The organism is Weizmannia sp. FSL K6-3076 (genome assembly GCF_038007245.1).
Lineage (GTDB): Bacteria > Bacillota > Bacilli > Bacillales > Bacillaceae_C > Weizmannia > Weizmannia faecalis.
Window position 1 is genome coordinate 2,976,705 of record NZ_JBBOWU010000001.1, and the last position, 14,634, is coordinate 2,991,338.

The 14,634-nt window shown below is 45.1% G+C and carries 10 protein-coding genes and 1 pseudogene; 6 read left to right on the forward strand and 5 right to left on the reverse strand.

All coding sequences use genetic code 11. From position 1 onward, the window contains the following. The first annotated feature begins 243 nt into the window (after positions 1–243). From NSS95_RS14115 to NSS95_RS14135, 5 genes are all read left to right on the forward strand, one after another. Positions 244–2,013: a glycoside hydrolase family 3 protein gene (locus tag NSS95_RS14115; RefSeq protein ID WP_233896603.1), complete on the forward strand. Its 1,770-nt coding sequence runs from the start codon at positions 244–246 to the stop codon at positions 2,011–2,013. Positions 2,014–2,027: 14 nt separating this feature from the next. After that, positions 2,028–3,683: a serine hydrolase gene (locus NSS95_RS14120; RefSeq protein WP_061577683.1), complete on the forward strand. Its 1,656-nt coding sequence runs from the start codon at positions 2,028–2,030 to the stop codon at positions 3,681–3,683. 14 nt (positions 3,684–3,697) lie between these two features. Next, positions 3,698–4,960, forward strand: coding sequence for an exo-beta-N-acetylmuramidase NamZ family protein (locus NSS95_RS14125; protein WP_061577682.1), 1,263 nt, complete (start codon positions 3,698–3,700; stop codon positions 4,958–4,960). 227 nt (positions 4,961–5,187) lie between these two features. Continuing rightward, on the forward strand, positions 5,188–5,514 hold the full coding sequence (locus NSS95_RS14130) for a transcriptional repressor TraM (RefSeq protein WP_014097013.1): 327 nt from the start codon (positions 5,188–5,190) through the stop codon (positions 5,512–5,514). Between the two features lie 26 nt (positions 5,515–5,540). Then, complete coding sequence (locus NSS95_RS14135; RefSeq protein WP_014097012.1) at positions 5,541–5,954, forward strand: hypothetical protein; 414 nt, start codon at positions 5,541–5,543, stop codon at positions 5,952–5,954. A gap of 52 nt (positions 5,955–6,006) precedes the next feature. On the opposite strand, the gene NSS95_RS14140 is transcribed toward NSS95_RS14135, so the two are convergent. The 4 genes from NSS95_RS14140 to NSS95_RS14155 form a co-directional block, all read right to left on the reverse strand. After that, a complete protein-coding gene (locus NSS95_RS14140; RefSeq protein ID WP_017552329.1) occupies positions 6,007–7,869 on the reverse strand; it encodes an ABC transporter ATP-binding protein in 1,863 nt (620 codons plus the stop codon). Then, on the reverse strand, positions 7,844–9,598 hold the full coding sequence (locus tag NSS95_RS14145) for an ABC transporter ATP-binding protein (protein WP_035183418.1): 1,755 nt from the start codon (positions 9,596–9,598) through the stop codon (positions 7,844–7,846). Before NSS95_RS14145 ends, NSS95_RS14140 begins: the two co-directional genes overlap by 26 nt. Positions 9,599–9,639: 41 nt before the next feature. Further along, positions 9,640–10,098 (reverse strand): MarR family winged helix-turn-helix transcriptional regulator, encoded by a 459-nt coding sequence (locus tag NSS95_RS14150; RefSeq protein WP_035183416.1) that lies wholly within the window; start codon positions 10,096–10,098, stop codon positions 9,640–9,642. Between the two features lie 388 nt (positions 10,099–10,486). Further along, on the reverse strand, positions 10,487–11,065 hold the full coding sequence (locus tag NSS95_RS14155) for an HAD-IA family hydrolase (protein WP_035183414.1): 579 nt from the start codon (positions 11,063–11,065) through the stop codon (positions 10,487–10,489). Positions 11,066–11,356: 291 nt separating this feature from the next. Between NSS95_RS14155 and NSS95_RS14160 the strand changes: the two are divergent. Next, a pseudogene (locus tag NSS95_RS14160) lies at positions 11,357–12,669 on the forward strand (IS1380-like element ISBco1 family transposase). Positions 12,670–13,082: 413 nt separating this feature from the next. Here the strand turns inward: NSS95_RS14160 and NSS95_RS14165 are convergent. Beyond that, positions 13,083–14,477, reverse strand: a complete 1,395-nt coding sequence (locus NSS95_RS14165) for a C40 family peptidase (protein WP_061577421.1) — start codon at positions 14,475–14,477, stop codon at positions 13,083–13,085. Between the last annotated feature and the right edge of the window lie 157 nt (positions 14,478–14,634).

Sequence of the window (14,634 nt, forward strand, 5' to 3'; positions counted from 1 at the left end):
GGCACTTTTTCACTTTAGCTTCTCTGATTCATCATTACCATCGTTCCTGTGTCTGCCCCCATTTTGCAATATTATCCAAAAACTTTCCGGTTGGTTTTTAATTTTCCTGGTGGTGCTGTTTATCCGAATGTATGAACATCTATATTAAAACCACCCAAGCCTGGAAAACATAAGCAAAAAGACGGATGGACAGGCTTCTTTGGCCTGTTAGACTAAAAATGAAAGGGATTACAAAAGGGAGGGGTGGCGTTTTTGAAAAGATCCGGATTGTTTGTCGTATGTTTTGCGTTGTTGTTTTCGCTTATGCCCGGCTTCCGTGTACAAGCGAAACAGGATGGGCATTGGAGAACAAGGGCAGAAGAACGCTGGGTGTCCCATGAATTGAGAAAGATGACGGTCGAGGAAAAAGTCGGGCAGCTGTTCATTGTTCATGCTTACGGAAAAACACCGGAGGACCCCGCCTACGCCGAAACGAATATCGAAAAAGGGCGTGGCGGCACAAACTTCAAAGAAATCATCGAAAAATACCATATTGGCGGCGTCATCTATTTCAACTGGTCGGATAATATCGGCTCCCCCGTTGATGCCAGACAAGTGCAGCAGTTATCCAACGGCCTGCAAAAAATTGCGTTAAAACAAAAGTCTCGCATTCCGCTCTTTATCTCCACAGACCAGGAAGGCGGCGCGGTTGCCCGTGTACTCGAACCGGGAACTGTTTTCCCGGGGAATATGGCACTCGGCGCTACCAGGTCTGCAGCCAACGCGAAAAAAGCTGCAGAGATCATGGCGGTAGAACTGAAAAGTCTCGGCATCAATATGGACTTTGCCCCGGATCTCGATGTCAATGTAAATCCGGCCAACCCGGTGATCGGCGTCCGTTCCTATTCAGAAAATCCGGACCTTGTCGCATCACTTGGCACTGCCCAAATCGCAGGATTTCAAAGCCAAAATGTGGCCGCTACCGGCAAACACTTTCCGGGCCACGGGGATACGAATGTCGATTCCCATTACGGCCTGCCTATCATCCATCACGACTTGAAAACATTAAATGACGTAGATTTAAAACCGTTTAAGGCCGCGATCGCATCCGGCGTGGATGCAATCATGACCGCACACATTGTTGTACCGGCACTCGATGATTCCGGCCTGCCGGCGACGCTTTCGAAAAAGATCATGACCGGCCTCCTCCGTGAAAAACTGGGTTACGACGGGCTGATTGTGACCGATAGCCTCGATATGTCAGGTGCAAACGTCCTTGCCCCCGACAAAGTGCCGGTAGCAGCATTCAATGCAGGCGCAGACATTTTACTCAACCCGCCCGATGTGGAAGTTGCCTGGAATGCTGTGCGAAATGCAGTGAAAACCGGTGAAATCAGCCGAAAACGCTTGGATGAATCTGTCGCGAGAATTTTACGGGTGAAATATGAACGCGGCATTGTCCGGAACCCATTTACATCTGAAAAAGCGTTAAGAAATTTTGGTACCCCCGAACATTTGAAAGCCGCCCAAAAAATGGCGGACGAAAGCATTACACTGGTTAAAAACGAAAATAAAATATTGCCGCTCAATAAAACGAAAAAAATATTCGTAACCGGCCCATCTGTTGCAAACAGCAGCCGCCTTGCCGACCTTCTGAAAGAAAAAGGGTTTATAATCGGCAATACGAGCACAACGGCCTCGCCAACACAGGAGGAAACCGCTGTGGCAGTAGAAAAAGCACAAAATGCCGACGTGATTGTCGCCGCCGCTTACAATGCAAATACCAACACCGCGCAACAGGCATTTTTAAAAGCGCTGAAAAAAACAGGCAAACCGGTCGTAATGGTTTCAATGGGCAATCCTTATGACATTATGAGTGCACCTGATGTGGACGCAAATCTTCTGACTTACGGAAACCGCAGCGTTTCTGTGCAATCTGCTGCAAAAGCGCTCACAGGCGAAATCAACCCTGGCGGCAAATTGCCCGTCACCATTCCGGGGTACGAACCGTTCGGCCACGGTCTTCATTACTAAAGGGGGGAACTTGGTTGAAGAACAAAGGGATAAAATTCGTTTTATGGGTTGGATGCATTCTTTTGCTGGCAGTCGGGTCCATCCCGTCTCTTGCCTTTGCATCCGGATATCATGGCCACCCATTTTCTTGGGATGCGCCCGGCAAAAGTTCAGCAGTACTGCATAAAGGAACACCCGCATCTGCCGGAATGGCCCAAGACCCGCTCACAGACATTGACAAAGCGGTAAATGACGCGATTGCGCAAAAAGTCATGCCGGGCGCCGTTGTGCTTGTCGCAAGGAAAGGCACGATTGTAAAAGAACAGGCATACGGCTATGCATACCGTTATACAGACGACCAGTTTACAGAAGCATCCGTCCCGGTCCTTGCAAAAACAAACACCATTTACGACATTGCTTCGATCAGCAAATTGTTTACATCCATTGCAGCCATGCAGCTGTTTGAAAAGCGGAAATTTGCGCTTGATGACCCTGTCGCAAAGTATATTCCTGCATTCGCGGAAAACGGAAAGGAGAACGTGACCATCCGCCAGCTGATGACACACACTTCCGGGTTTGAGGCGGGAATCCCGGTTTATAAAATGGGAACTTCCCGCAAAGACCGACTCGAAATTGTTCTGAAACACGGACTGCAAAATCCCCCGGGAACGACGTATACGTACAGCGATTTAAACATGATTACACTTGGCGTTTTGGTTGAAGTTTTGAGCGGGCAGCGGCTGGATGCTTATGTAAAAACGCATATTACCGGCCCCCTCGGCATGTGCGATACGATGTATAATCCGCCCGCTTCGTTAAAAACGCGCATTGCCGCAACGGAATTTCAGCCGTGGACTGAAAGAGGAATGATCCGGGGGCAGGTGCATGACGAAAACGCGTGGGCGCTGGATGGCGTTGCCGGGCATGCGGGCGTGTTTTCCACCGCACATGACCTTGCTATACTTGCACAAACGATTTTACAAAATGGCAAATATGCGGGCACCCGGATCTTAAAACCGAAAACGGTCCGGCTGACGGAACAGAATATGAACAGCGCTTTTCCCGGCGATGATCACGGGCTCGGCTTTGAATTAAACCAGGGATGGTACATGGATGCGCTCTCCGATACAAATACAATGGGCCATACCGGCTACACCGGCACATCAATGGTGATCAGCCCGAAAAACCAAACAACGGTCATTTTATTGACCAACCGCGTCCATCCGACCCGGAACACTGTCTCGACAAACGGAATCAGGCGATCTGTTGCCCGGCTTGCTGCGGACGCCATCCCGGTTGCCGTTCCGGATAAACACGGCGCATGGTTTGCCGGTTACGGCGATAATAGAAAAGCTGTGCTGGAGGCAGATGTTGACTTGAAAAGGCCGGCGTTTCTCCATTTCCGGACCTGGTACCGAATGGAACAAAACGCAGACTTTGGGAAAGTGGAGGTTTCAACGGACGGGAAAAACTGGACGAAAGCCGGCAATGCTTTAACCGGATCAAGCGGCAACTGGCGGCAGATGTCCATCCCACTCCCTGCCGGCACGAAACATATCCGCTTTGTGTATGAAACCGACGGATCAGTGAACGGCCGCGGCTGGTATGTGCTCCATCCGTCCGTCGTATCACACGGTAAAACTGCGAAAGTATCTTTTACAAGCCATGACTGGGCTTTGCGGAACCGTTAAAAGGAGGAACCGAAATGAAAAGGCTCGCTAGCGTATTGGCACTTATGATCACTTTCAGCTGCCTGGCCGTGGTGCATGCGGCCCGGAGCAACCAGCCGCGTGAAAAACAAAAACACCCTTCTTTTCAGCTCGGTGTTGATGTTTTTTTAAAAGAGAAGGTCCATTTGTTGAAAGGGAAACGGGTCGGGCTGATCACAAATCCGACCGGTGTCGACCAGTCGTTAAACAGTATCGTGGACAGATTTGCCAGAAATCCGGATATTCGTCTGACCGCCCTTTTCGGCCCGGAACACGGGGTGCGCGGCAGTGCGGACGCCGGTGCCTATGTACCGTTTTATACCGATTCGAAAACAGGGCTTCCGGTTTACAGTTTGTACGGTGAAACGAAAAAGCCGACACCTGAAATGCTGAAGGATGTCGATGTGCTTGTCTTTGATATTCAGGATGTTGGCGCAAGATTTTACACTTATATTTACACAATGGCTTATGCGATGGAAGCAGCGAAGGAAAAAGGCATTCCGTTCATCGTGCTCGACCGCCCGAACCCGATTGGCGGCACGAAAGTCGAGGGGCCGGTGCTTAATCCAGCCTACTCCTCTTTTGTCGGAATGTATTCGATCGCGCTCCGCCACGGGATGACAGCGGGAGAGCTTGCCAAATATTTTAACAAAGAATGCGGAATCGGCGCAGATCTTACAGTTGTGCCGATGAAAGGCTGGCACAGGGATATGTACGCGGATGACACTCCGCTCCAGTGGGTGATGCCGTCCCCGAACATGCCGACGTTGGACACGGCGATCGTCTATCCTGGTGCGGCACTCATTGAAGGGACAAATATTTCGGAAGGCAGGGGGACGACCCGCCCGTTTGAGTTAATCGGGGCACCGTTCATTGACGGGGACTTGCTGGCGGAGAAATTGAATGCCCTCGGTTTGCCGGGCGTCCGCTTCCGAAGCGCATCTTTCACACCAACAACCTCAAAATGGGCCGGCAAGCTCGCAAACGGGATCCAAATTCATGTCACGGACCGTAATGTTTACCAGTCTGTTGAAACCGGCATTGCAATCGTCAAAACAATCCATGACCTGTATCCCGGCCAATTTACTTTCCGGGCAGAAGACAAAAACGGCATTTCCTATTTTGATCAGCTGATTGGAAACGGCTGGGTCAGGCAGGATATCAACCGTGGCGCCTCCCTTAAAACCATTGCCCGAAAATGGCAAAGGGACTTGGGGACCTGGAAGAAAAAACGGGAAAAATATTTGATGTATAAATGAAACAACGCCCCCAAGCCTGCTCGAAGGTTTGGAGGCGTTTTTAACCCACGTTTGATGCCCCCAGCAAATAGGGGAAACTCCATTTTTGCTATAAAACGGCACCCTCTTCCTATCTCCACCCGTAATTTTTCAAATTGAAAAATTGGAGAGGACAGGTGCTATTTCATTCCAAGTCTGGATTAGGATATAATATGAATGGAGGGAATGTATCATGGGAGGTGTTCAGCATGTCTGAATCTGCACAGAAAGTGGATCAGCTTTTTGACAAGATCGAGCAAGAGAATAAAGCGGAACTGCTTCAATTTGTTGAGGGCCTAAATCCGGAAGAACTAGAATCCTTGTCTAAATCAATTAGATGGTATCGAAATGTATTAAAAGAAATAGAACGTCTACGCATTGAGGAATCCAGCCATTTAAACGAGCAGAATAACATATCCCCTGATGAAATGCACGAAATTAACAAAAAGTATGGAAAACGTTCGAAAACCGACCCATCAAAATTTATTGAATATAAAGGAATTGAGCAACTAAAGGATCTTGTGGTTAAAAGATAAGGCAGAGAAAGGTTGGAAATTCAAAGATGAAAAATGAAGACTTTCCAATCCGGCGTATATTGTTTCATCCGGAAATCATTTCAATTGATTTAGTGAAAATTGCACAGGAAATGACAGAAGACCAGTTTGATGAATTCTTAACACAATATGATAAAGCTATCCAAATCGCAATGAAGAATCCATATCTGCCCAACACTAGATTAATGTATCAGCTTCAGGATTGGAGCCGGATAGATTTTTTCTCCATGAAAAAACCCCCAAGAAAATTCACCCGTGATGATCGATTTATATATCGATACGATGCTGATTTCTATGATGTTTTTAAACTTGCAGTTGGCTTAAGAAATGCTAAAGGGAAGCAAGGAGACAGCATATATTATACCGCAAGAATAAGGTTAGAAGAGTCGCCAGATCATTGGGAGGAAGAAAACGATGGATAAATCAAAGCGCCAAATACTTCAGTAGACGATTTGGCGCTAACAGCCATTCCCCCTACCCCTCTCCCACATTTTTAAATTGGTTATAAAACATATGATAATACCGGCCGCGGTGTGCCATTAGTTCGTCATGGCTGCCTTGCTCGATGATTTGCCCGTGGTCGATGACCATGATATGATCGGCATCGCGGATTGTATTCAGGCGGTGGGCGATGATGAAACTCGTGCGTCCCTCCATCATCGAAAGGAGCGCATCCTGGATAAAACGTTCTGTCCGTGTATCGATGCTGCTTGTTGCCTCATCCAATATCAGCAATGCTGGCTTTGCCAGAAAAACCCTTGCGATGGCCAAAAGCTGGCGCTGCCCCTGGCTCAAGTTGCCCCCGTTTTCCGACAAAATGGTTTCATATTTATCGGGCATCCGGTTGATAAAAATATCGGCATGGGCAAGCCGGGCCGCTTCTTCAACTTCTTCATCCGTCGCTTTAGGATTTCCGTATTTGATATTTTCCTTAATGGTACCTGCAAATAAATACGTATCCTGAAGGACAAAGCCAAAACTTCTTCTCAGGCTGTCTCGTGTATACTTCCGGATATCCGTGCCATCAATTGAAATCCGGCCTTCCGTGACATCGTAAAACCGGGTCAAAAGGTTTACAATCGTCGTTTTTCCGGCTCCGGTAGGCCCGACCAGCGCTGTACGTGTGCCCGGCTTTGCCTCAAAGCTGATATTTTTTATAATCGGAACGTCCTCGCGATACCCGAAGCTGACATTTTCAAACACAACATGGCCTTTTGGATCCTGGAGCACGATCGCCTCTCTTGCATCTTCCGCCTCTTCTTTTTCATCCAGTATGTCAAAAACCCGCTCAGCTCCGGCAACCCCTGACTGCAGGACGTTAAAAATATTCGCCAAATTATTGAGCGGCCGCACAAACTGCCGGGAATATGTCAGAAAACTTGCGATTACGCCCACGGTAATCATGCCTTTTAAAGCCAGCACCCCGCCGACAACCGCAACCATTGCAAACCCAAAGTTGTTAATCACGTTCATAAGTGGCATGAGAAACCCGGACCAAATTTGCGCCCTCAGCCCGACCTTAAGCAAGGACTGGTTCACCTCTTCAAACTTCTTAATTGCCTTTTCTTCATGGTTAAAAGCTTTGACCACCTCAATCCCCGAAATCGTTTCTTCAATATGCCCGTTTAACCGGCCGAGTTCCGCCTGGTTATTTTTAAACAGCACTGAAGTTCGCTTAGCAATTGTCCGCGTCAGCAAAAACACGAGTGGAACCGTACACAGGCTTGCAACCGTTAAAACCGGACTTAAAATGATCATCATCATGAGTGTACCGAGAAGGGCAATGACCCCCGACATGAGCTGCGTTGTCGATTGGGAAATGGTATTGCTCACGTTGTCTATGTCATTCGACAGCCGGCTCATCAGTTCACCGTGGGTTCTCGCGTCAAAAAAAGAAACCGGGAGTTTTTGCAGCTTTTGAAACAGATGGCTGCGCAAACGCTGTACAATCCGTTGCGAAACACCGGCCACAAGCCAACCTTGTAAAAAGGTTAAGACAGCATCTGCAATATAAGCCGCTGTAAGCACAAAAATCATGATTTCAAGCAGGTTAAAACGGACCTTTCTGCCCGGTGGCATGGCATCAACGGCCCTGCCGATAAAATAGGGAATGCACAATGTAAGGACAGAGTCGGCCACAATCAATGCAAGAATGACGGACAGCCCGTTTCTTTCCCTGCCAAAATAAGCCCAAAGCCTTTTTAACGTCCCTTTAAACTGCTTTGGTTTCTCGGCCGGGCCTCTGAACCGTGCCGCGCCTCCCCCACCCGGACGGCCCATCCGCAAAAAAGACCCCGGTGCCTGATTTCCCTTATATCCGTTCGTTTGTCCGGCCATCCTGCAACACTTCCTTACCCATTTGCGATTGATAAATTTCCTGATAAACGTGAGAGGCTCTGAGAAGCTCCTCATGCGTGCCCAGGCCGGCAACTTCTCCTTTCTCCAACACGATTATTTTATCCGTGTCCATCACAGAAGTAATGCGCTGGGCAATCAAAAGGCAAGTCATCCCCTTTGCATATCTTTTTAACGCTGCCTTGATCCGCATTTCAGTTGCAACATCCACCGCACTTGTACTATCGTCAAGAATAAGGATTTCCGGATGTCTCACCAATGCACGGGCAATCGAAATGCGCTGCTTCTGCCCACCGGAAAAATTGACGCCGCTCTGGCCAATCATCGTATCATAGCCTTCAGGCGCGGCCGCAATGAAGTCATGTGCCTCTGCCAGTCTCGCAGCCCGTTCGATCTCATCCATTCCTGCCCGGTCATTTCCCCATTGAATATTTTCACGGACGCTGCCGGTAAAAAGAATGTTTTTCTGTGGAACGAGCGCAATTTTTTCACGCAGATCGTGCGGGTGAAAATCCCCGACATCCATCCCATCCACTTTAAGGGACCCGCCTGTTACATCGTAAAAGCGCGGAATGAGATTCACTAGGGTGCTTTTTCCCGATCCGGTTGAGCCAATAATGCCGACAGTTTCACCCGGATAAATGGTAAACGTGATATTTTTCAAAACTGCATCTTCTCCCCGTCCGGTATAGGAAAAAGTGACATTTTCAAAATCAATTCTCCCTCTTTCAGCCATTACTTCATGCTTCAATCTGTTCGGGAAGGTTTTTTCTTCAACGGCAAATACTTCACCGATCCGAAAAGTGGAGGCCCTTGCCCGGACAAACATGTTAAACACCATGGAAATCATCATCAACGAGGTTGAAATTTGCGTCATATAATTGATAAAAGCAATAATATGGCCGACTTTCATGGTACCATTGTTCACCCCGAAGCCGCCCATCCATAAAATCGCGACAATGCCGAAATTGACTGTAAGCAAGATCGCCGGGCTGAAGATGGACATGATCCGGATCGAAGAAGTCGAGCGTTCTTGCAGACGGCGGTTTGCCACGCTGAATTTCTCCACTTCAAATTGAAACTGGTTAAAAGCCTTCACGACACGGACACCGGATAAATATTCCCTCATGATGCCGTTCACGCGGTCGAGCGCTTTTTGCACTTTCATAAACAGCGGAAAACCCAATCGCATGTTCACTATAATGAAAATGATGACAATTGGCACAACAACTGCCAGCACCACAGAAAGCTGCGGGTCAAGCCGGACTGCCATGATCAAAGCGCCGATTGCAAGTAGTGGCGCTTTGACAAACATGCGCATTAAACCATTGATAAAGCTCTGTACCTGGGTAACATCATTGGTCAGCCTTGTGATGAGTGAGGCCCGGTCAAATCGATTGATGCTTTGGAAAGAAAGTGCTTGGATTTTCCGGAACAAATCCGACCGCAATTCCGCCCCAAAGTTTTGTGACACAATGCTTGCGAGCGTGCTCCTTAGTGAGGCGGCAACCGCGCCGCACGCTGTGATGAATAACATCACGCCGCCCATCTTTAACACATAAGGCATATTCCTGGATGCCACGCCGACATCAATAATTTTTGACAGGATCGCCGGCTGCATCAAATCGCAGAGCGCTTCACACATTAAAAAGAAAACAGCCGTACTAAAAAGTTTCCAGTACTTTTTGGCATACTTGCTTAAAAAATGCATCGGACCATTCCACCTTTTAACGTTGCGGAAATCATTTCTGCTTACGCTTTTTTATCCGTCTGGGGATCACCTTTTGACACTTTTAAATTCTCAGCCAGCCGCTGCAGAAATCCAATAAACAGTTCCTGCTCCTCTTCTGAAAATTTGCTTAATCCATTGCTCAGCTGCTGGAGATAAGCGGTTTTTGCTTCGTTGATGATTGCTTCTCCTTTTTCTGTCAAGGACACCATTTTCACGCGGCCATCACGGGCTGACGTCACGCGCCGAGTATATCCCCATTTTTCAAGCCGGTCGATCATTTGCGAGACCGTGCTCATGCTGACATTGAAATGTTCGGCAAGGCTTCCCATCGTACACTGCCCGGACCTGCCAACATGCCGCAACAATATCCACTGTAAACGTGTAATCTTCTTATCTTCATTTGCCAGCCGCCCTTCCCGCAGATGCCGGTTAATATACCGCCAATGCGTAAGGAACTGGTCCATTTTGCTATCTTCCATAATGGAACGCCTCCTGAAAGCTATTACTTTATTTAGTTTACTAAAGTAATTGGGAGATTGTAAAGCCTGCATCAAGAAAAAGATAAGCATTCCAGTTGTTTCCCAATTCCAGGAATTACCGGGTAGGCAGCCCTTTTTCGTGTGAACATAATTAAAATTACTTTGATACAACCGTCAAAGTTGTCTCTTTTGCTGCTTTGATCACTTTCTCGGCATCTATTTTAAGATATTCCGGCCTGATCCCCTGCTTAAAAAAAAAGAACCAAGATTCGGTTCCTCTATAATATCTAATATAAAATGAGCTTGGGTTTTCGCTGCCGAATGGATCGTTATGAAGAACGCAACTTGTTTACCTCATCGGAACACCACTTCAACTTACCATTATCAGTCACATGTTCAATCTTTCAGGAATATTTGTATTGAAAAATTCAGTGTAGTCCTGTAATTGGTAATCTGCAATATCCGTTTGATTTTGAAAGATACACGTTGAAATTCCCAGTTCTTTGGCGGGTAATAAATCCAATTCTCTATCCCCAATCGCTAGGTCGATTCTATATTTTTCGTGCAGATGTTTGTAAGCTGATGGGTTAGGTTTACGAGGGAACCCATCGTCAATCGTAACCATATCTACAAAGTATTTATCCCATCCATAATATTTTAGGATGCCGACAACACCTTCCCTAGACTTGTGTGTGACAATAACATTTTTATTTGCGAAATTTAAAATTCCTTCTACACCATTAAATGGTTTCATATCTTCTGGAGATATATTTTTCTTTAACTTTTTTATCTCCTCTTCTTGTTCACTTGAAATGTCATAAAAATGAATTGCGTGTGAGTAGGAAATTTTCAGTTTCCCATAGATTTCCCGTTTATCTACTGTTTCTCCCAATACTTGAGAGAAAATGTTGGTATATACAGGATAAGTATCAAATAATGTTCCATCGAAGTCCCATAAAATGTTCAATTAAATCACCCTTTTATGTATATTTTAACATAAATGCTTCAACTCATTTTATCAAGGTTTCAAAACCAAATAAAATGACTGAAGGATATCCATTACAGCATAGATGCCGACACTATATTGAATTTCTTTTTTGAACCTGAATTATTCACAGAAATTCAGAAACTTATTATAACTTATGGATTACCAAGCCTTTTCGGCTTTATTGTAATTCATTAAAAAAATGAAAAAAGAATCCATTTCTGTTAAAGTTAAAGTAACCAAAACAAAAACCAAACAGAAAGGACTCTTTATATGGTTACTTTAACGCAAAAAACACTTGATTTCAATCATAAAATTAAATTGTCAAATGATGGAGGTTCTCTTTCCTCCGATACAGGTGAGTTTCTTTTTAGAGAATTCGATGAAAAAATTGGTTTTTCAAAGACTTTAGTTAAGTACTTGAGACTTAACGATTCAAGGAAATATTATCTTCATTCAAATGAAAACTTGTTACGTCAAAAAGTCTATCAAATCATTGCCGGGTATGCGGAAGATGATGCGGCTGATCAGTTGACTCATGATCCTGTGTTTAAGGAAATCATTGAAACTCCAACACTTGCTTCCCAGCCCAGTTTGTCTCGCTTTTATACACGATTTGATAAAGATTCAATTGAACAATTAAATCTGGCTAACCAAGAAATGCTTGATAAGATTCATTGTTTTCGACAATCGAAAGAGTTATTTATCGACTTGGATTCGACTCATTCGGATACATATGGGGACCAAGAATCTTCGTCATATAATACTCATTATGGCACGATGGGTTTTCATCCATTAGTCGCCTTTGATGGTGCGACTGGTGACTTTTTGAAAGCACAACTCCGTCCCGGAAATGTTTATACATCAAATGGTGTGGTGGAATTTATTCGGCCTCTCATTAAACATTATAACGAAATGTTTCCGGAAACTACCCTGTTTCTTCGTGGAGATAGCGGGTTTGCTGTTCCGGGATTATACGATCTGTGTGAAGAAGAATCTGTTTTGTATATTATTCGGTTGAAATCGAATTCACAACTACAAAGTTTAGCGAAGGAATACCATCCTTCTTCCGCACCTTTAGATGTTTCCAAGACGGAAACCTATTATGAAGAAACGATTTACCAAGCAAAATCATGGTCAAAACCAAGAAGGGTGATTATTCAATCGGTACGTCCTGCAGGTGAGCTGTTCTTTACCCATTCCTTTTTTGTTACTAACTTTGAATTAGCTTTTCCTCAAGATATCGTCCGAGCTTATCAAAAAAGAGGGACGATGGAAAACTATATCAAAGAAGCAAAAAATGGCTTTTACTTTGATCATATGAATAGCCACGCTTTTCTAGTGAACGAAGTAAAAATGATGTTAACACTTCTTGCATATAATTTGACCAATTGGTTACGAACTCTTTGTTTTCCGGAAGGTCAAAAAACTATGCAAATTGATACGATACGTACTCGGTTAATTAAAGCGGCAAGTAAAGTCGTGAAATCAGGCAGATCCCTTTACTTCAAACACATCCGAGTTTTGTGTATCAAAATTTCTTTTGGGATGTACTGAATCGAATTCAAAAGCTACAATTGGAATGACCAATAGAATACTTCTCATAACTGAAAAAAATAAATTTTTCAGTCAAGGGGCAAGTATGCCCAAAATACCAGAGTTGTTCTATTGAAAATTCAGTTATTTTATGAATTGGCTACGGTTCTTAATTAAATACCGTTATTTTCAACTAATTTAACAAAATTTATCAAATGGGATTTGTAGCTATGAATATTTCAGGTTGAATGTTCTCTTTTGGTTATGTAGTCGTTCAGTAATGCAATACTAATCTTCAATCTGAATTTGTACCTGAAACCAATGTTAAAAGCGTGGCTAGTACTAGCCACGCTTTTAGACTTTTTTATTGACGAATTGTATTGCTATTTCTGTTTTTTGCCGTGTTAATTGATGTTTTACATCTCAACACGGAGCGGCTTAGCATACCGCCGACTTTTTCATCTTAATAGAATCTCCTGATGCTGTTGAAATGAGATTTCCAATAAGGGTTGCTTAAACTTTTTATTGAGACGCTCTTGTCTGAATCAGAGATAAACTGGTTGTTTCCGAGATAGATGCCGACATCCGAGATTCCGCTTTTATAGGTATCTTGGAAGAAGATAAGATCTCCCGGCTGCGGGCTGCTTACTTGGTAAGAGCTGCCATAGTACCCTGCTGCAGACTGGCGGGCAATGGATTTGCCGGCCTGGTTGTATACATAGAATACGAAGCCGCTGCAGTCAAATCCGGATGGCGTGGTTCCGCCGAAACGGTACGGTGCGCCGATGTATTTTTGTGCAATTTGTGCCACTGCGGAGCCGCTGTAAGAGCCCGAATTTGAACTTGATGATACCGTGTTTTTGGAAACGGCTCTTGAGCTGCTTGTGCTTGCAGAGCTGGATGAGCTGCTTCCGGCGTTAGACGAACTGCTTTGAGCACTGGACGACTGACTGGATTGTGAGCTGCTGGTTGAGCCGCTTGCTTGTGAACTGCTTTGAGCATTGGACGATTGACTGGATTGCGTGCTGTTGGTTGTGCTGCCCGAATTGTTGGACGAACTGCTTTGCGTGCTGGACGAGCCGCTTGTCTGTGAACTTGCGCTTCCTGCGTTAGAAGAGCTGCTTGTCGCGCCAGACGATTGATTGGATTGCGTGCTGCTTCCATTCGAGCTGCTTGCCGCACTGGATGGGCCGTCCACTTTTAAAGCACTGCCGGCAACAATCCAATCAGAGCTCAAATGGTTCCATTCTTTCAATTGAGAAACGGTCACGCCGAATTTTTGCGCAACGCCGGAAAGCGTGTCGCCTTTCACAATTTGATAGGTGCCGTTTGGCGCAGTGCTTTTTTGCGTTGCAGCACTTTTGGCGGTGTTGTTTGCAGTACTGCTGTTGGCAGTGCTGTTATTGGCAGTGCTATTGGAATTACTATTTGCAGTACTGTTTGAAGTACTATTCGCAGTGCTATTGGCAGTGCTGCTGACCGTAGCGGAAGAACTGTTAATTTTCAGGGTATCTCCGGCATAAATTAAATCAGAGCTTAAGTTGTTCCACTCTTTCAGTTGAGATACTTTGACACCGTATTTTTTGGCAATGCCGGAAAGCGTGTCTCCTGATACAATTTTATATTTTTTTGGTGTTTGAGACGGCACCTTAAATTTCTGATTCGGATAAATAATATCGCCTGTCAGATGGTTATCATTTTTAATTTGGGAAACCGTTGTGTGATATTGTTGGGATATTTTCCACAACGAATCTCCTTTTTTGACCGTGTATGTAGCTGCTTCCGTTGATGCAGAACCTACAATTAAAGACGCTAATGTCATGCCGGCTGTAACAGACAATACTTTTTTTCGAGTCAAGATTGAAACCTCCTGGATGTTTAAAAAAATTTTCATTGGCTATATATTAAGGGTCATGGTTTGTTTCACTCACAAACCCTATTTTAAAAAAATATATTGCCACTTTCAATCATTCTATGAAAACGTAATTCAACTGTAATCTCATAGAAAATTTACC

Bases quoted from the DNA above. Each gene is read 5' to 3' on its own strand.
- NSS95_RS14140 (WP_017552329.1), bottom strand. From the start codon at position 7,869: ATGGCCGGACAAACGAACGGATATAAGGGAAATCAGGCACCGGGGTCT.
- NSS95_RS14150 (WP_035183416.1), bottom strand. From the start codon at position 10,098: ATGGAAGATAGCAAAATGGACCAGTTCCTTACGCATTGGCGGTATATT.
- NSS95_RS14130 (WP_014097013.1), top strand. From the start codon at position 5,188: ATGTCTGAATCTGCACAGAAAGTGGATCAGCTTTTTGACAAGATCGAG.
- NSS95_RS14135 (WP_014097012.1), top strand. From the start codon at position 5,541: ATGAAAAATGAAGACTTTCCAATCCGGCGTATATTGTTTCATCCGGAA.
- NSS95_RS14125 (WP_061577682.1), top strand. From the start codon at position 3,698: ATGAAAAGGCTCGCTAGCGTATTGGCACTTATGATCACTTTCAGCTGC.
- NSS95_RS14145 (WP_035183418.1), bottom strand. From the start codon at position 9,598: ATGCATTTTTTAAGCAAGTATGCCAAAAAGTACTGGAAACTTTTTAGT.